At 71.2% G+C, this 17066-nt stretch carries 21 protein-coding genes; 7 read left to right on the forward strand and 14 right to left on the reverse strand.

The window, feature by feature from the left end; genetic code table 11:
* Positions 1-32: 32 nt before the first annotated feature.
* The 6 genes from IFU19_RS13305 to IFU19_RS13330 all read right to left on the reverse strand — a co-directional run bounded on the left by IFU19_RS13305 (position 33) and on the right by IFU19_RS13330 (position 4677).
* Positions 33-1193: a cystathionine gamma-synthase gene (locus tag IFU19_RS13305; RefSeq protein ID WP_192014343.1), complete on the reverse strand. Its 1161-nt coding sequence runs from the start codon at positions 1191-1193 to the stop codon at positions 33-35.
* The gene (locus tag IFU19_RS13310) at positions 1190-2194 is read right to left on the reverse strand and encodes a pyridoxal-phosphate dependent enzyme (RefSeq protein ID WP_192014345.1); all 1005 of its coding nucleotides are present in this window, start codon (positions 2192-2194) and stop codon (positions 1190-1192) included. The genes IFU19_RS13305 and IFU19_RS13310 overlap by 4 nt, the downstream gene beginning before the upstream one ends.
* A gap of 128 nt (positions 2195-2322) precedes the next feature.
* Positions 2323-3171 carry an SDR family oxidoreductase gene (locus tag IFU19_RS13315; protein WP_055938671.1) on the reverse strand — a complete coding sequence of 283 codons (849 nt, stop codon included), beginning with the start codon at positions 3169-3171 and terminating at the stop codon, positions 2323-2325.
* A 69-nt stretch (positions 3172-3240) separates the two neighbouring features.
* Positions 3241-3561 carry a hypothetical protein gene (locus tag IFU19_RS13320; RefSeq protein ID WP_055838936.1) on the reverse strand — a complete coding sequence of 107 codons (321 nt, stop codon included), beginning with the start codon at positions 3559-3561 and terminating at the stop codon, positions 3241-3243.
* A complete protein-coding gene (locus IFU19_RS13325; protein WP_055838940.1) occupies positions 3558-4130 on the reverse strand; it encodes a hypothetical protein in 573 nt (190 codons plus the stop codon). The genes IFU19_RS13320 and IFU19_RS13325 overlap by 4 nt, the downstream gene beginning before the upstream one ends.
* 4 nt (positions 4131-4134) lie before the next feature.
* Positions 4135-4677 carry an RNA polymerase sigma factor gene (locus tag IFU19_RS13330; protein ID WP_192014347.1) on the reverse strand — a complete coding sequence of 181 codons (543 nt, stop codon included), beginning with the start codon at positions 4675-4677 and terminating at the stop codon, positions 4135-4137.
* A 122-nt stretch (positions 4678-4799) separates the two neighbouring features.
* Here IFU19_RS13330 and IFU19_RS13335 point away from each other — a divergent pair, with 122 nt between their 5' ends.
* The 5 genes from IFU19_RS13335 to IFU19_RS13355 all read left to right on the forward strand — a co-directional run bounded on the left by IFU19_RS13335 (position 4800) and on the right by IFU19_RS13355 (position 8756).
* A complete protein-coding gene (locus tag IFU19_RS13335; RefSeq protein WP_055838946.1) occupies positions 4800-5228 on the forward strand; it encodes an Asp23/Gls24 family envelope stress response protein in 429 nt (142 codons plus the stop codon).
* Between the two features lie 130 nt (positions 5229-5358).
* Positions 5359-6201 (forward strand): NAD-dependent epimerase/dehydratase family protein, encoded by an 843-nt coding sequence (locus tag IFU19_RS13340; RefSeq protein WP_192014349.1) that lies wholly within the window; start codon positions 5359-5361, stop codon positions 6199-6201.
* A 173-nt stretch (positions 6202-6374) separates the two neighbouring features.
* The gene (locus tag IFU19_RS13345) at positions 6375-6629 is read left to right on the forward strand and encodes a hypothetical protein (protein WP_055938680.1); all 255 of its coding nucleotides are present in this window, start codon (positions 6375-6377) and stop codon (positions 6627-6629) included.
* A gap of 75 nt (positions 6630-6704) precedes the next feature.
* On the forward strand, positions 6705-8114 hold the full coding sequence (locus IFU19_RS16905) for a dihydrolipoyl dehydrogenase family protein (RefSeq protein WP_342343423.1): 1410 nt from the start codon (positions 6705-6707) through the stop codon (positions 8112-8114).
* 12 nt (positions 8115-8126) lie between these two features.
* Complete coding sequence (locus IFU19_RS13355; protein ID WP_055938683.1) at positions 8127-8756, forward strand: TetR/AcrR family transcriptional regulator; 630 nt, start codon at positions 8127-8129, stop codon at positions 8754-8756.
* 58 nt (positions 8757-8814) lie between these two features.
* On the opposite strand, the gene IFU19_RS13360 is transcribed toward IFU19_RS13355, so the two are convergent.
* Positions 8815-10134: an MFS transporter gene (locus IFU19_RS13360; protein ID WP_055838960.1), complete on the reverse strand. Its 1320-nt coding sequence runs from the start codon at positions 10132-10134 to the stop codon at positions 8815-8817.
* A 124-nt stretch (positions 10135-10258) separates the two neighbouring features.
* Between IFU19_RS13360 and IFU19_RS13365 the strand changes: the two genes are divergently transcribed.
* Positions 10259-10651, forward strand: a complete 393-nt coding sequence (locus IFU19_RS13365; protein WP_070409384.1) for a PaaI family thioesterase — start codon at positions 10259-10261, stop codon at positions 10649-10651.
* A gap of 84 nt (positions 10652-10735) precedes the next feature.
* On the opposite strand, the gene IFU19_RS13370 is transcribed toward IFU19_RS13365, so the two are convergent.
* The gene (locus IFU19_RS13370; protein ID WP_192014351.1) at positions 10736-11671 is read right to left on the reverse strand and encodes an aldo/keto reductase; all 936 of its coding nucleotides are present in this window, start codon (positions 11669-11671) and stop codon (positions 10736-10738) included.
* A gap of 122 nt (positions 11672-11793) precedes the next feature.
* On the opposite strand from IFU19_RS13370, the gene IFU19_RS13375 reads away from it, so the two are divergent.
* A complete protein-coding gene (locus tag IFU19_RS13375) occupies positions 11794-11994 on the forward strand; it encodes a zf-TFIIB domain-containing protein (protein ID WP_192014353.1) in 201 nt (66 codons plus the stop codon).
* A 39-nt stretch (positions 11995-12033) separates the two neighbouring features.
* On the opposite strand, the gene IFU19_RS13380 is transcribed toward IFU19_RS13375, so the two are convergent.
* The 6 genes from IFU19_RS13380 to IFU19_RS13405 form a co-directional block, all read right to left on the reverse strand.
* A complete protein-coding gene (locus IFU19_RS13380) occupies positions 12034-13200 on the reverse strand; it encodes a thiolase family protein (protein WP_192014355.1) in 1167 nt (388 codons plus the stop codon).
* A 1-nt stretch (position 13201) separates the two neighbouring features.
* Positions 13202-13849 carry a 3-oxoacid CoA-transferase subunit B gene (locus IFU19_RS13385; RefSeq protein WP_070409381.1) on the reverse strand — a complete coding sequence of 216 codons (648 nt, stop codon included), beginning with the start codon at positions 13847-13849 and terminating at the stop codon, positions 13202-13204.
* The gene (locus IFU19_RS13390) at positions 13846-14592 is read right to left on the reverse strand and encodes a 3-oxoacid CoA-transferase subunit A (protein WP_055939438.1); all 747 of its coding nucleotides are present in this window, start codon (positions 14590-14592) and stop codon (positions 13846-13848) included. The genes IFU19_RS13385 and IFU19_RS13390 overlap by 4 nt, the downstream gene beginning before the upstream one ends.
* 163 nt (positions 14593-14755) lie before the next feature.
* Positions 14756-15538, reverse strand: coding sequence for an IclR family transcriptional regulator domain-containing protein (locus IFU19_RS13395; protein WP_192014357.1), 783 nt, complete (start codon positions 15536-15538; stop codon positions 14756-14758).
* A gap of 73 nt (positions 15539-15611) precedes the next feature.
* On the reverse strand, positions 15612-16511 hold the full coding sequence (locus IFU19_RS13400) for a helix-turn-helix domain-containing protein (protein WP_192014359.1): 900 nt from the start codon (positions 16509-16511) through the stop codon (positions 15612-15614).
* A gap of 184 nt (positions 16512-16695) precedes the next feature.
* A complete protein-coding gene (locus tag IFU19_RS13405) occupies positions 16696-16998 on the reverse strand; it encodes a hypothetical protein (RefSeq protein WP_055838980.1) in 303 nt (100 codons plus the stop codon).
* Positions 16999-17066: the final 68 nt, after the last annotated feature.

Below are 17066 nucleotides of genomic sequence, written 5' to 3' on the forward strand. Positions count from 1 at the left end.
TGCACATGGGCACCTCACGCACCGCACGGGGGTCAGAGCGCGGCGAGCGCCCGATCCACGTCGGCCACGAGGTCCTCGACCGACTCGATGCCGACCGACAACCGCACGATCGAGTCGGGCACGGCGAGTTCGGTTCCGCGCACCGAGGCGTGGGTCATGGCATCCGGGTAGTTCACCAGCGACTCGACCCCGCCCAGCGACTCCGCGAGCGTGAACAGACGCGTGGACTCGGCGAAGCGGCGAGCAGCCGCACCGTCGGCCAGGGCCAGTGACACGATGCCCCCGAAGCCGCTCATCTGCCGCGCCGCGAGCTCGTGCCCGGGGTGCGACGGGAGTCCGGGGTAGTACACCTTCGCGACGCGGTCGTGGCCGGCGAGGTGCTCGGCCACCGCCTGCGCGTTGGAGCTGTGACGCTGCATGCGCACGGCGAGGGTCTTGATGCCGCGGGTGGTCAGGTACGCGTCGAACGGGCCCGAGACCGCGCCGGCGGCGAACTGCAGGAACTGTACCTTCTCGGCCAGGGCGGCATCGGCGAAGGCGAGGGCCCCACCCACGACGTCGCTGTGCCCGCCGAGGTACTTGGTCGCCGAGTGCACCACGACGTCGGCGCCCAGCGAGAGCGGGCGCTGCAGCGCAGGAGAGGCGAAGGTGTTGTCGACGACGACGATCGCGCCGGCCGCGTGGCCGAGGCTCGCCAGACCCGCGATGTCGGTGATGCGCAGCATCGGGTTGCTGGGGGTCTCGACCCAGACCATGCGGGGCGCGCGTTCCTCAATCGCCGCCGCCACGGCATCCAGGTCGCTCATGTCGACCACGCGCAGCTTCACGCCCCACGGCCCGAGCACGCGGGCGAGCAGCCGGTACGTGCCGCCGTAGACGTCGTTGCCGAGCAGCACCTCGTCGCCGGGCACGAGGGCCGCGCGCAGCAGGGCGTCTTCGCCGGCGAGGCCCGAAGCGAACGACAGCGCGCGGGTCGCGCCCTCGAGGGCGGCGATCTGCGTCTCGAGCGCCGTTCGCGTGGGGTTGCCGCTGCGGCCGTATTCGTAGCCGCCGCGGAGTCCGCCGATGCCGTCCTGGGCGAAGGTGGTCGAGACGTGGAGGGGCGGGATGACCGCGCCGGTGGTCTCGTCGGGCGCCTGGCCCGCGTGGACGGCGAGACTGTCGAAGCCGCGGGCGGCGTCGTGGGTGCTCATGCGGAGTGCTCCTCGGTGGGGGTCGGAAGAAGGGATGCCACGGGTGCAACGTCGTAGCCGCGCTGGATCATCCAGTCGTCGTCGAAGATCTTGCTGAGATACCCGCGTCCGTGGTCGGGGAGGATCACGACGACAACGGCATCGGCGGGGAGATCGCGCGCGACGCGGAGGGCGCCGACCACGGCCATGCCGCTGGAGCCGCCCACGAGGAGGCCTTCTTCTCGGGCGAGGCGCCGCGTCATGGCGAACGACTCGGCGTCGGAGACGCGCTCGTACGCGTCGACCACGGTGGGGTCGAAGGCCGTCGGCCAGAAATCTTCGCCGACCCCCTCGACGTCGTAGCCGTGGATGTCGCCGCCCGAGTAGATCGAGCCCACCGGGTCGACCCCGACGATCCGCACGCCGTCGCCGGCGACCTCGCGCAGGTACCGACCCGACCCGCTGATCGTGCCGCCGGTGCCGACTCCGGCGACGAAGTGGGTCAGCTGCCCGTCGGTGTCGCGCCAGATCTCGGGACCGGTGGTCTCGTAGTGGCTGCGCGGGCCGTTCGAGTTGCCGTACTGGTTGGGCTTGAAGGCGCCCGGGATCTCGCGGACCAGACGGTCGGAGACGCTGTAGTAGGAGCGGGGGTCCTCCGGCTCGACGTTCGTAGGAGTGACCACGACCTCGGCGCCGTACGCCCGCAGCACGGCGCGCTTGTCTTCGGCGACCTTGTCGGGAACCACGAACACGCAGCGATACCCGCGCTGCTGGGCGACCAGTGCCAGGCCGACGCCGGTGTTGCCGCTGGTCGGTTCGACGATCACCCCGCCCGGGCGGAGCGAGCCGTCGCGCTCGGCGGCGTCGACGATGTTCGCGGCGATGCGGTCTTTCGCCGAACCGCCGGGGTTGAAGTACTCGATCTTCGCCAGCACGGTGGCGGCGATGCCGTCGGTGACGCGGGTCAGACGGACGAGGGGGGTGTTGCCGACGAGGTCGGCGACGCTCTGGGCGTAACGCACGGTGGGGTCCTGGTGGGTCGATGCGCCCGGGGGCGCGGCTGACGGGGTCGTCGAAAAGAGAACGCGAGGGCGTTCAGCGACAACAGCGACAGGTCAGCACGCGGCCAGCATAGCCGACCCGCACGTCGTCAGGAGACGGCGCCGAGGAACTCCTCGAAACTCTGCGCCGGCCGGCCGGTGACCCGCTCGACGTCGCCGGACACCCCGGCCTGATCGCCGCCGGCGATCGAGGTGTACGTGCTCACCCAGGCATCGACCTGCCATCGGGGCGCACCGAACGCGGCTCGCGAGGCGTACGCCTCGTCGATCGTCTCGTCGACGAAGCGCACCGGGTGCCCGCGGACCGCCGAGATCTTCTCGGCCACCTCGGCCATCGTCAGCGCCTCGGGGCCGGTCAGGTCGTACGAGACATCGGCGTGGGCGGCGGGATCGAGCAGCACCGACACCGCGGTGGCCGCGACGTCGGCGCGCGAGACGAGCGAGCATCGCCCCTCGCCCGCGGGACCCCGGATGACCCCGTCGTCGCCGGCGAAGAGCTCCATCATGTCCATGTAGAAGTTGTCGCGCAGGAACGTCCACCGCATGCCGGAGGCGCGGATGATGTCCTCGGTCGCCGCGTGGTCCCGCCCGAGGGTGAACACGGCGTCGGGAGCGGCGGCGAAGAACGAGGTGTAGACGATCGAGCCGACCCCCGCGGCCGCGGCGGCCTCGACGAAGGTGCGGTGGTGATCGACCCGGTCGGCGGTCTCGGAGGCCGAGACCATGAAGAGCGTGTCGACGCCCTGCAGCGCCGCGCGGGCGGCATCCGCATCGGAATACCGGGCCACGTGCACCTCGGCGCCCGCCAGGGCGGGGGCGCGAGAGGCGTCGCGCACCAGCAGACGTTGCGGGATGCCGCGGGCGGCGAGGTCGCGGGCGACGCGACCTCCCACGGCTCCGGTGGATCCGGTGACGGCGATGAGGGGCGGCGTGGACATACGGCCTCCGGGAGGTGTGAGCGGTCCCCCCAGCGTAGGCCGCTCCACCGACACGCGGCCGCGAACGTCCTACGAAGCGGGCGCCACGAGTCGCGCGACGCGCACGCGGACGGTCGAGGGCACCTCGTCGCGCGCGGCCCCCCGCGCCGCGATCGCGACGGCGGATGCCACGGCTCCGGCGTCGTCGTCGGCGGAGACGCCGACGCAGACGGTGATGGCCCGGGCCCCACCGGCCTGTTCGACCTCGGCGAGAGACCCCTCGACGTCGGCGACGTGCTCGTAGGCCCGCGTCACCACGGGACGTGCGGAATAGCTCTCTCGCACGCCCTCGACGGCCGTGACGGCGAGGTCGATGCGCGGCGCGAGTTCCGCGGCGGAGATCCCGGTCATTCGTCTTCTCCCTCGTCGAGGTGCACGTCGCCGACGGTGACGTCCACACGACCGACCCGCAGGTCGCCGTGCCGTTCGATGGCCGAGCGGATGCCGTCGCGCATCTCGTCCACGGCCTCGGTCATTGCGCGTCCGAACCGCACGCTGACGGTGACCCGGACGTCGAGAGGCGCCCCGGGCTCGACGTGCTCGAGACGGACGCGGCCCACCAGAAGCCCCTCGATGCCGTCGCCCACCGAGCGGATGAGCTCGTAGATCGCGCCCTCGGTGACGACCAGTTCGACCCCCTCGTCGGACTGCGCCAGGGGGATGTCGCGGCCGGCGCGGAACTCCCGCATCACCTCGCGCATGATGCCGTCGTACCAGGACTCCGCGAGCGGTTCCGCGGCCTGCTCGTCGACGATCGCGCGCGAGAGCTGCCCCATGCGCTGCATGGAGGCCAGGATGGCCTGGCACTCCGCGTTCCGTTCGATGGCGTTGATCCGCGGCACTCGGCCGCGATCCAGGTACGCGGAGAGGTCCTCGAGCGAATAGCCCGAACCCCCGATGTCGTCGCTGTGCTCGTTCATCCGGTCACCTCCACTCCTGCATGCGGTCCAACACGGTCTTGCGCGCCCGGGCGAGTCGGCCGCGTACGGTTGCCGCGGGCTCCCCCACCTCGATGGCGATCTCGTCGTAGCTGTGGCCGCCGATCTCGCGCAGCACCCACACGACGCGCAGTTCTTCGGGTAGATCCGCCAGCACCTTCTTCAGCGCGTCCATCTGCGACGATGCCACAACTGCGCGCTCCGGGTCGTCTGCCGCCGACACCATCTCTTCGTCGATCTGCTCCGAGATCTTGCGCGAACGCATGCGGTCGGTCACCTTGCGCGACACGATCGTGGTCAGCCAGCTGCGCACCTTCTCGGGCTCGGTGAGGTCGGGCAGGCGCCGCCATGCGGTGATCAGTGCTTCCTGCACGCAATCGTCGGCGTCGGCCCGGGAGCGCGTCAGGCGCGTCGCGAACGCGATGAGGAAGGGCGCATGGCGACGCACGAGAACCCCGAAGGCGAGTTGGTCGCCGTCGGCCGCGCGTGACGCGAGGAACGCGTCGGAGGCGGAAGACAAAGAGGGCATCGCGGTTCCTGTCAGCAGACTTTCAGCCTCATGTTCGTGACGTTTCACGAACCGAGCGCGTCCCCATAGCGAAACACCCCGGACCCGATTCGGTCCGTGATCTTGACGAAAGGATGTTCCTCATGGCAAGCACCGACACCCCCACCCCCGCCACCCGCACCGACGCCCGCCGCGACGGCGGTACCACCGTCATCGTCGACCCCGTCGTCGCCAAGGTCGCCGGCATCGCCGCGGCGCAGGTTCCGGGCGTCCACGCCCTCGGCGGTGGCGCTGCCCGTGTCATCGGCAACATCCGCCAGGCCGTCGGCGCGAAGGACTACGCGCAGGGCGTGAGCGTCGAGGTGGGCGAGACCGAGGTCGCCGCCGACATCTCGATCCAGGTCGACTACCCCGAGCGCATCCAGCGCGTGGCCGCGAACGTGCGTTCTGCCGTGCAGCAGGCCATCACCGAGATCGTCGGCATGAAGGCGGTCGAGGTCAACGTGACCGTCGTCGACGTGTTCATCCCCGGCGACGACGAGGACGAGCAGGAAGAGGCGCGCGTCAACTGACGCCATCACGGGCCCGCGAGCGCATCGCTCGCGGGCCCTACGCATCCTCGCGCGTCACGGCCACCCCCGTGTCGATGTCGGCGGATGCCGTTACCTTGGGCGACACCGTCTCCCGATACGAAGGATCCCCATGCGCATCGCCCTCACCGGTTCGTCCGGAAAACTCGGTACCGTCGTCGCCCGTGAACTGCGTGCCGCCGGCCACGAGGTCATCGGTCTCGACGTGCGCGGCGAGCGCGGTCCCGGTTTCGTGCAGGTCGAGCTGACCGACTACGGCCAGGTCATCGACGCCCTCGCGGGGGTGAACGACCAGCACGACGGCTTCGATGCGCTCGTGCACCTCGGCGCGATCCCCGCCCCCGGCATCCGCTCCGACATCGCGACGTTCCACAACAACATGACGAGCACGTTCAACGTGTTCTGGGCGGCCGTGCGGCTCGGCATCCAGAGGATCGTCTACGCCTCCAGCGAGACCGTGCTGGGACTCCCCTTCGATGTTCCGCCGCCCTACATCCCCGTCGACGAGCAGTACCCGGCCCGTCCCGAGTCGGTGTACTCGCTGGTGAAGACGCTCGAAGAGCACCTGGCGACCGAGCTCGTGCGGTGGCACCCCGAGCTCTCGATCACCGCGCTGCGTTTCTCGAACGTCATGGTCCCCGACGACTACGCCGAGTTCCCCTTCGACGCCGACGCCCGCACCCGCAAGTGGAACCTGTGGGGGTACATCGACGCCCGCGACGGTGCACAGGCCGTGCAGCGCGCGCTCGAGAACGCGCCCGCCGGCTTCGACACGTTCATCATCGCCGCGGCCGACACCGTCATGACCCGCCCCAACGGCGAACTCGTCGACGAGGTCTTCCCCGGCGTCGAGACGCGCGGCGACCTGGGCGAGAACACGACGCTGCTGTCGATCGACAAGGCCCGCCGACTGCTCGGGTACGACCCGCAGCACTCCTGGCGCGACCACCGCTGAGGCGAGTCGCCCGCTGCGCCACGCCTCGAGCGGGCGCCGCGGGCGATCTCGGGCCAGCGGCGCAGCGCACCGGAGGGTGGGATGCCGCCGCCCGACATCCGCCACGTGAGCACGGCGGCGTGCGAGTGCGCGAGTCTGGCCCCCGCCCGGCGGGCACGTGTCAGACTCGCACCATGGACGCCGACGAGCCGATCATCCCCCTTCCGACGGCGCACGAGAAAGAAGTGAACTTCCTCGCCCGGAGCGGCGCGGTGGTCACCCTGCGGCTCATGGACACCGGTCGCTTCGAGGTCAAGCTCGACACCCGTGGCGACTACACCGCCGTCCTGCTGCACGACGGCGAGACGTTCGAGCTGCACCCGGCTCCGGGCGTGCGCGCGATCGGCGGAACGGGTCTGACCGCCACCGATCTGTACGAAAGGTTCTGAGCCTGCGCGCAACCCCCACCGTCGTCCGGGTCGATCGCACTTGACTGGTGCTCTCACTCACCGACGGGGGATGCCGTGGACCACGAGCCCGATTCTTACGACATCGCCGTGATCGGCGCCGGCCCCGCGGGAACCGCGGCGGCGCTGCGTGCGGCCGAACTGGGCGCCTCGGTCGTCGTGCTCGAGGCCGGGCGCGTGGGCGGCACGTGCGTCAACACCGGGTGCGTCCCCACCCGCGTGCTCGCCAAGGCCGCGCGGCTCATGCGCGAGACGCGCGCGGCCGACGACTACGGCATCGTCATCGACGAGCCGCGCGTGGATTGGCCCGCCGTGGTGGCGCGCGTGCACGAGCGGGTGGATGCCGTGCGCTCCATCAAACGCGAGGCCGAACGCTTCGCCGCCGCCGGTGTCGACCTCGTGCACGAGGGGCGCGCGCGCTTTGCCGACGAGCACACGCTCGTGCTCGACAGCGGTCGCCGCATCCGCGCCGAGAACATCCTCGTGTGCGTCGGCGGGCACTCCCGTCGGCTGCCGATCCCCGGCGCGGAGCTGGCCACGGTACCGGAAGACGTGCTCTCGCTCGCCGAGCTCCCCCGCCGGGTCGCCGTCATCGGCGCCGGCAACACCGGAGCGCAGCTGGTGACGGTGTTCCGATCCTTCGGCTCGGACGTCACGCTGCTCGACGTCGCTCCGCGCGTGCTGGTCGCCTCGGATGCGCGCATCTCCGAGGCCATCGCGGCCTCGCTCACCGACCACGGCGTCGACGTGCGCACGGGGATCGACACGGTCGAGCGGATCGACCGCACCGACGAGGGGTCCCTCGCGCTCACCTGGCGCGAAGCCGACGGATCGCACTCGCTGGAGGTCGACGTCGTCATCATGGCCACCGGCTGGCCGGCCGACGTGGAAGACCTCGGGCTCGAGAACGCCGGCGTCGACATCGAGCGCTCGGCGATCCCGGTGGACCGGTACTTCCGCACGGTCGTGCCGCACATCCTCGCCGTCGGCGACGCCAACGGCCGCGACATGCTCGTGCAGGCGGCGCAGTTCGAGGGCGAGGCCGCGGCCGAGAACGCGGTGCTCGGCGCCAACCGGCGTACCCCCCACCACCTGTTGCCGGCGGGCGGGTTCACCGACCCCGACTACGCCGGCGTCGGCCTCACCGAGGAGCAGGCGCGCGACCGCGACCCCTCGTGCGTCGTGGCGACGGTGGACTTCGCCGACCTCGACCGCGCGGTGATCGACGACCGTGAGCGCGGCTTCCTCATGCTGATCGCCGACCGTCGTCGCGAGCTGATCCTGGGGGCGCACGCGGTGGGCGAGAACGCCGTCGAGGTCATCCAGTCGGTCACGACCGCGATGGCGGCGGGGATCGACGTCGCCACCCTCGCGGGCGTGCGTTTCGCCTATCCCACCTACAGCGCCGTGATCGGAAACGCCGCTCGCGCCCTGCTGCACGCGGACTCCCCCGCCCTGCTGGAGTGACACACTGAAACCGTGACCGCTGCCGAGCCCGTGACGACCCCCGCGTCCACCGACGCCCCCGCGCGTCGCGGCCGCCCGGGTTACGACCGCGAGGGTCTTCTCGCCGTCGCCGTGCAGCTGTTCAACGAGCAGGGGTACGACGCCACGAGCGTCGCCGACATCGCGCGCCGCCTGGGCCTGACGAAATCGGCACTGTACCACCACTTCTCGTCGAAGCAGGAGCTTCTGGCGGTCGCCCTCGACGCCGCTCTCGGTGCGTTGGAGGCCGTGCTCGAGCAGCCCGGCGCCCGCGAGGGCGCGGCATCCGATCGCCTGCGCTTCGTTCTGACGGGGGCCACCGACGTGCTGGTCGCGCAGTTGCCCGCGGTCACCCTGCTGCTGCGGGTGCGCGGCAACGGCGACGTCGAGCGGGCCGCCCTCGAGCGCCGCCGCGTCTTCGACCACCGCGTCACCGATCTCGTCGCCGCCGCGCAAGCCGAAGGCGGGGTGCGCGACGACGTCGATGCCGCGGTCGCCGCCCGACTGCTGTTCGGCATGATCAACTCGGTCGTCGAGTGGTACCGACCCGGCGGGAGCGTCGACGGCGACCGTCTCGGCGCCGACATCGTGCGCATCGCGCTCGACGGCCTGCGCACGGACTGAACCCGCACGCCGAAGGGGCCCCGCGCCGCGCGCGAGGCCCCTCTGTCGGCATCCGGGGTCAGGCCCGCAGGTCGACGCCCTTGGTCTCTTTGATGAGCGAGACCGCGGCGAGCGAGACGAGGGCCGCCACCGCGATGTAGAGGCCGATGGTCCACGATGCTCCGGTGGAGCGCAACAGCGCCTCGGCGATCATCGGGGCGAAGGCACCGCCCATGATCGCCCCCAGGGCGTACCCGATCGAGACGCCCGAGTACCGCACGTTCGCGGGGAACATCTCGGCGTACAGCGCCGCCTGGGGACCGTACGACAGGCCGAGGCCGAGCGTCATGACGAACAGGGCGACGAAGTACCAGACGATGTTCCCGGTGTCGATGAGGAACCACATCGGCACGGCCCAGACCGCCAGGATCAGGTAGCCGAGCTGGAAGGTGCGCACGCGCCCGAGTCGGTCCGAGAGCCGACCGCCCCACAGGGTGAAGACGAGCCAGCCGAAGGATGCCAGGGTCGTCGCCAGCAGGACGGTGGGGCGTTCGAGTCCGAGCGCCGTGACCGCGTACGTCGCGAAGAAGGCGATCAGCAGGTAGCCGGCGGCGTTGTTGCCGATGAAGACGAAAGCGGTCAGGGCTACCTCGCGCCAGTTCTTGCGGAACAGCTGGCCGAGCGGGGCCGACGATTCCTTGCGGCGGCGCACGAGGTCTTCGAAGACGGGGCTTTCTTCTACCGAGCGGCGGATGACGTAGCCCACGACGATCAGCACGATCGAGAAGAGGAACGGCACGCGCCAGCCCCAGGCGAGGAAGGCCTCGGCCGACATCGACGAGGTGAGGATCCACAGGGTGGCCGTGGCGAGGATCATGCCGATAGGGACGCCGATCTGCGGATAGGCGCCGAAGTAGCCGCGACGGTTCACCGGCGCGTGCTCGACCGAGAGCAGAGCCGCACCGCCCCACTCGCCACCGGCCGAGAAGCCCTGCAGCACGCGCAGCAGGATGAGCAGGATGGGGGCGCCGATGCCGATGGCCGCATACGTGGGCAGCACGCCGATGAGGGCCGTCGACACACCCATCATGATGAGGGTCAGCACGAGCATCTTCTTGCGCCCCAGGCGGTCGCCGAGGTAGCCCGCGACGACGGCGCCGAGGGGGCGGAAGAGGAACGAGATGCCGATCGTCGCCCACGACAGCACCTGCGCGAGTCCGGGATCGGACTGCGCGAGGGGCGCCAGGAATAGGGGCGCGAGCACGAGGCCCGCCGCCTGGGCGTAGATGAAGAAGTCGTACCACTCGATCGAGGTGCCCACGAGGGTGCCGGCGAGGACGCGCCGTTCCTCGCGTTTCAACCCGGTGGCGGGGACGGTTGCGGCGGTCTGCGAGGCCATGAGAACTCCATCGTTCTGTGGGGCAGGGGCGGGAAGACTCGATCGACACTATTACCAACCGAGCGTTCAGTAATAGTGTCAGAGGTGCGCGACCCGAGCAAGGGCGACGCGGAAGGAGACAACGATGACCCCCTGGACCATCGTCCCCGGCGCGCTCGACGAGCGCCTCGGCATCACGATCACCGCGCAGTCGGCGGAACGGGTGGCGGCCGACATGCCCGTCCGCGGCAACACCCAATCACTCGGGCGTCTGCACGGGGGCGCCACCGCCGCCCTGGCCGAGGCCGTCGGCTCGTGGGCCGCGATGATCCACGCAAGCACCCTGGGCAAGGTGTGCGTCGGCGTCGACCTGAACATCACGCATCACCGCGGGGTGCGGTCAGGTTCCCTCCACGCGGTCGCCACGCCCGCACACCGGGGTCGTCGGGTCGCGACGTACGACATCCGCGTGACCGACGACGACGATCGGCTCGTCGCCACGGCCCGCATCACCAACATGATCGTCGACGCCGACTGAGCCCGGCCCTCCGCCGCGCACGACCCGCGCCGCGCCGCGCCCTCGCCGTCCGACGCCCCGGGGAGCGACCGGAGCACGCCGTGATCAGCGCCAGGGGCGCTCCGACCGGCGTCGCCAGTACTCGTCGGGCTCGACCGCCCATCTTCGGCGCGTGGCCTCGTCGATAACGACCGGGCGCGCGGCGACGCCGCGGCGGAGCTGCTCCGGCGTGCTCGCCCCGCTCAGCACGATGTCGGCCCACGGCTGTGCCCGTGCCACGCCGAGCGCGAAGGCATCGGGAGAGACTCCGGATGCCGCCGCCACGCGGTCGGGGTCGGCGGGAGTCGTCGCGAGCTCGCCGTTGGCCAGGGCCTCCTTCACCACCACGGTCCATCCCGCATCGTGGGCGCGCGCGAGGCCGGGAGCCGCCGACTGCTCGAACAGGTTCCACGTGGCCTGCACGGCCGAGAACGGCGAATCGGGCAGATCCCTGGCCGCATCGACGACGCGTGACTGATGCGGACCGCTCGTCGACAGCCCCACGCGCACGCCGCTGCCCGCCAGCCCGCGCAGTCGGCCGAGCAGGACGGCGTCGCTCAGCGCCGGGCTCTCGGGCGTCACGGAGTGGACGAGGTACAGATCGGGGGCCGATCCCAGTGCCTCGAGGGTCTCGGGCCACTGCCGGTCGAACATCGCGACCGAGTGCTCTTTGCGCTCGTGCACGGCGGCATCCATTCGCCACCCGCCGACGTAGGCGTAGCCCCACTTCGATCCGAGGGTGAGCTCGGCACGCCGCTCGGGATGCCGCGCGAGCCACGCGCCGAGGAACCGCTCGGCGTAGCCGTACGACCGCGCCGCATCGACGACGCGGATGCCGAGGGACCACGCCTCGTCGAGCAGCGCGTGCACGCGCTGCTGCAGGGCCTCGACGGAGCGGTCGTCCGGGTCGCCCAGGTCGTCGTCGCGCCCGGTGGTGATGTAGGCCGGGCGGCCGACGGCGGCGAGACCGAGGCCGAGTCGCGCGGCGGGGAGGTCATCCATGAGACGACCGTAGCGGTGACCAGCGACACCCCGATCGACGAAGGAACAAGCCGAAGGGCGACGGGGTTGTGATCCTCGATGCCGGGCGATGCCCGCGACCCACGGTGACGAGCGGAACGGTCATGACCTACAGAGACCCCTACGACGAGGGCGCGCAGCCGATCTGCCCCTCGTGCGGCGTGACGATGCATCCGCTGCTCGAAGAGGGCGGCGGGGCCGATGAATGCCGGGAGTGCGGTTTTCAGATGGAGTGGTCCGAGCCCGGTTCCCCGCGCGGCGACGACGACGATCGCCCGCGGGATCGCTGGGCCGACGAGTCCTGACGGACTGAACCTCCGTCGACCTCGGTCGAGGCGGGAGCCCTACCGCTCCAGCACCACCGCGAGGCCCTGACCCACGCCGATGCAGATCGCCGTCACCGCGACACCGCCGCCGCGGCGCTTCAGCTCGTGCGCGGCGCGGGCGATGAGGCGTCCGCCCGAGGCGCCGAGCGGGTGCCCGATGGCGATCGCGCCGCCGGTCTCGTTGAGCAGCTCCGGGTCGAGCTCGGTCCAGAGCTTGGCGCACGCGAGCGACTGCGACGCGAATGCCTCGTTCAGCTCGACGAAGGTCACGTCGGCCCACGTGCGGCCCGCGCGGGCGAGCGCGCGGTTGGCCGCTTCGACGGGCGCGATGCCGAAGACGTCGGGATCGTTGCCGAACGCGGCGCGGCCCGCGATGCGCGCCAGGGGCTCGGCATCCAGTGCCCCTTCCGCGCCCAACAGCACGGCCGAAGCGCCGTCGTTGATGGGCGAGGAGTTGCCCGCCGTCACCGTGCCGTCCTTCTGGAACGCCGGGCGGAGCCCGGCGAGCACGTCGGCGGTGGAGTCGTCGCGGATGCCCTCGTCGCGGGCGAGCGCGTGACCCTCGACCTGCACGATCTCGTCGTCGAAGCGCCCCTCGGCCCAGGCGGGCGCCGCGAGACGGTGGCTGCGGGCGGCGAAGGCGTCCTGCTGCTGGCGCGAGATGTCGTAGATCTCGGCGAGCTTCTCGGCGCTCTCGCCGTTCGAGATCGTCCAGTCCGTGCGCAGGCGCGGGTTGGTCATGCGCCAGCCGATCGAGGTGTTCCACATCGTCTGATTCGCGGCGGGGAAGGGCCGCGGGCTCTTCTCGACCACGAAGGGCGCGCGGGTCATCGACTCGACGCCGCCCGCGAGGATCACCTCGGCATCACCGGCCTCGATCGCCCGTGAGCCCTGGATCACGGCATCCAGAGACGAACCGCACAGCCGGTTGATGGTCGTGCCGGGCACCGACGAGGGGAAGCCCGCGAGCAGCGCGCCGAAGCGCGCCACGTTGCGGTTGTCTTCGCCCGCCTGATTCGCGTCGCCGAAGACGATGTCCTCGATGCGGGCCGGGTCGATCCCCGTGCGTTCGACGACGGATGCCATGACGGTCGCCGCGAGATCGTCGGGGCGCACGTCGGCGAAGGCCTTGCCGTGGCGCGCGAAGGGGGTGCGGACGGCGTCGTAGACGAACGAAGCGGGCATGTCAGGCGTCCTGTTCGATGAGGGTGAGACCGAGCAGGGTCTCGATCTCGGCGTGCGTGTTGTCGCCGAAGAGCTCCCGTACGCGGAAGCCCTCGGCGGTGACGTCGAAGACGCCGTGGTCGGTGTAGACGCGCGAGACGCACCCCACGCCGGTGAGCGGATAGGTGCACGCGGCGACGAGCTTGGGATCGCCGGACTTGGTGAGCAGGTCGGTCATGACGAAAACGTCCTTCGCGCCGATGGCGAGATCCATCGCACCACCGACCGCGGGGATCGCGCCGGGCTCACCCGTCGACCAGTTGGCGAGGTCTCCCCCCGCCGACACCTGGAAGGCACCGAGAACGCAGACGTCGAGGTGGCCGCCGCGCATCATCGCGAACGAGTCGGCGTGGTGGAAGTACGCCGCCCCCGCGAGGGCGGTCACGGGCTGCTTGCCCGCGTTGATGAGGTCGGGGTCGACGCGTCCACGCTCGGGCGCGGGGCCCATTCCGAGCATGCCGTTCTCGGTGTGCAGCACGATCTCGAGACCCGCGGGCAGGTAGTCGGCCACGAGGGTGGGCGCCCCGATGCCGAGGTTCACGACGGCGCCTTCGGGGATGTCGGATGCCACGCGCGCGGCGAGATCCGTGCGGGAGATGCGGGTGGTCACTGTGCTGCCCCTTCTTCGGCCAGAGCCCGGCCCTCGATGTCGACGCCACCGACGAAAGCTCCCTCGCGGAGCCACCGACGCTCACCCACCGAGACCACGCGGTCGACGTAGAGGCCCGGGGTGACGACGGTCTCGGGGTCGAGGGTGCCGAGTTCGACGACCTCGTCGACCTGGACGATGGTCGTCGCGGCGGCCGCCGCCATGATCGGTCCGAAGTTGCGCGCCGTCTCGCGGTAGACGAGGTTGCCCCACCGGTCTGCGGCGCGGGCGCTGATCAGCGCGGCATCCGCGTGGATGGGGTACTCGAGCACGTAATCGCGGTCGCCGATGCGCCGCGTCTCTTTGCCCTCGGCCAGCTGCGTGCCGAAGCCGGTGGGGGTGAAGAATCCGCCGATGCCGGCGCCCGCGGCGCGGATGCGCTCGGCGAGGTTGCCCTGCGGCACGAGCTCCAGCTCGACCTCACCCTCACGGTAGAGCCGGTCGAACACCCACGAATCGCTCTGGCGGGGGAACGAGCAGATCATCTTGCGCACCTGCCCCGCGGCGAGCAGAGCGGCCAGGCCCGTGTCGCCGTTGCCGGCGTTGTTGTTGACGACGGTGAGGTCGCTCGCGCCGTGCGCGATGAGCGCGTCGATCAGTTCGACGGGTTGACCTGCGCGACCGAAGCCGCCGATCATCACGGTCGCACCGTCGGAGATGCCGGCCACGGCGGTTGCGAGGTCGGGAACGGTCTTGTCGATCATGCGGAGAACCTTCCGGTTGTTCGCCTGGCGCACACTCGTACGTCTGGCGAACACTGTACTCCCGCCGCGCGCGGGCGACAAGGGTCGATCGAGCACGGCACCTCGCACGAATCCATGGCATCCGGACCCGCGCTCGGTCGCGCCGCGGGACAGCGGCGCCCGGTCAGACGAGTCGGATGTCCGCGTCGATCTCGGCGGCGGCGGCGCGCAGGGCTGGCAGGCAGGCGTCGCGCCACGCGTCGGCGTCGCCGCGGGCGCTCGCCGAGATGTTCACCGCCGCCACCACCGCTCCCGAGCGGTCGTGCAGCGGAGCGGCCAGCGACCGCAAGCCCTCCTCGAGCTCGCCGTCGACGAGCGCCCACCCCTGGGTGCGCACCGCGTCGAGTTCGGCGACGATCGCGTCGACGTCGGTGCGGGTGCGCGGGGTGAGGCGCTCGGGATGCGACGCCGCGACGACCTCGCCCGCACGCTCGGCGGGGATCGCCGCCAGCAGCACGCGCCCCATGCTGGTGGCGTACGCGGGGAACCGCGTGCCGATCGTGATGCCGACGCTCATGATCCGACGGGTGGGGACGCGGGCGACATAGACGATCTCGGCGCCGTCGAGCACGGCCGCCGAGACGCTCTCACCGACCTCGCGAGACAGGTGTTCCAGGTGGGGCTGGGCGAGAGCGGGCAGCGACAGGGCCGAGAGGTAGCTGAAACCCAGCTCCAGCACGCGCGGGGTGAGCGAGAAGACGCGACCGTCGGCGCGCACGTACCCGAGGGTCTCGAGCGTCTGCAGGAAACGTCGGGCCGCCGCACGGGTGAGCTCCGCCCGACGGGCCACCTCGCTGAGGGTCAGGGCCGGGTGCTCGGCATCGAAGGTGCGGATCACCTCGAGGCCGCGGGCCAGCGACTGGACGAACTCGCCCGTCGCACCCTCGCCGTCGCCCGTCGCGCTCACGCGGCTCACTTTATCGGGGCGTCGGCCGCACGCTCGTCGGGCGCACGCGCGAGGGGCGGTTGCGTTCGCCCGTTCAGGGGGCCGTCGCCTCCGACGACCCGAGGCGCACCGCCAGTTCCATGCAGCGGAGGCGGGCCGGAGAGAAGTCGTAGGGCATCGCCCAGATGATGTCGGCCGCGCTCTGCGCGCGCGCCTGCCTCGCGGGGTGAGGGTCGGGCACCGTGTCGACGCCCTCGGGCGGGTGCGACTCGTCCCAGGCCTCGAAGAGGGCATCGTCTTCCTCGAACTGGCCGGACTCTTCGATGACGCGCATCAGCGCGGTCTCGAAAGCGTGCCGCTCGGCGGCGATCTGCGCCACCCGGGGGTCATCGACGGCGACCAGGTCGTCGAGCGCCTCCTCGGCGGCAGAGACGCGGTCGGACTCGGCGCGCAGATCGGGGTGCAAGGCCAGGGCGACGAAACGGCCCGCCTGAACGGCGGCGCCGAGCGGACCGAAGATCCGCTCGGTGACCAGCAGCACGTCGAGGTCGTCTTGGCGGAGCGAGCCCTCGGGAGCGCCCTCGAGGCGGCGCGAGACGATGTCGTCGAGCAGCCCACGCCGGCTGCCGTGCGTGCGCATCCGCTGCACCGCAGCGCGCTTGCGCCGCAACTCGGCTTCTTGCGCGGCAAGGGCATCGTCCAGGCGCGCGAGGACGCTCTCGACCGCCTCGGCACCGCCGTCACCGCCCGGCGCCGCGTCGGCGAAGGCCTCGCGGATGTCGTCGAGGGCGATTCCGGCGTCGGTCATCCGCCGGATCCAGAGCAGACGGATGACGTCTTCGTACCCGTAGCGGCGGCGACCGTCGGCGCCCCGCTCACGCTCCGGCAGCAGATCGACCTGGTGGTAGTGCCGGATCGCCCGGGGAGTGACGCCGACGAACGCCGCGGCGTCGCCGATCAGGACCTGACGGGGCGGGACGGGGAACGGGCGCATGGGGGACCTCTCGGAGTGAGCTGCGATGGACAGGCTTCGAGCAGATCACATGACGTTGCGAGAGGTGCAAACGGACCACAGGGCGGATCCCGACCCGGCCCGCACGCGGCGCGCCGTCTTGCCGGAACGTCTCCCGCCGGCGGATGCCGGGGTCGAAGTGCGTCGCCAGGGTCGGCCTGCTGCGTTAGATGAGGTCCACGTAGCCGCTGGCGTACGGATCGATGTCGCCCACATGCGCAGTCGGACGGGTCGCGTCGATGATGTCGGCATCCACCCGCACCGTCTTCGCCGAGATCGTCACCGGGGTCGTGGAGCTGAAGAAGATGCTGAGCCGCTGGCCTCCGTCGACGGACACGTCGACGAACCCTCCCCCGGCTCGAACGACTTCGGTGATATCCCGTTTCAGATTGCCGACCGTCTCGAGGGGCGCAAGCGCATGTGTGACACCCTCAACGCTGATGTGCAGCCGTTCGATGGTGTGGGACATACCCCGAAACCTAGGCCCGTCGTCGGCGTTCGAGACCGGGGTTGCGCTATCTCGAAAGGGCGCGGCGC

Origin of the sequence: Microbacterium sp. CFBP 8794, from assembly GCF_014841235.1 — a bacterium.
Classification (GTDB): domain Bacteria; phylum Actinomycetota; class Actinomycetes; order Actinomycetales; family Microbacteriaceae; genus Microbacterium.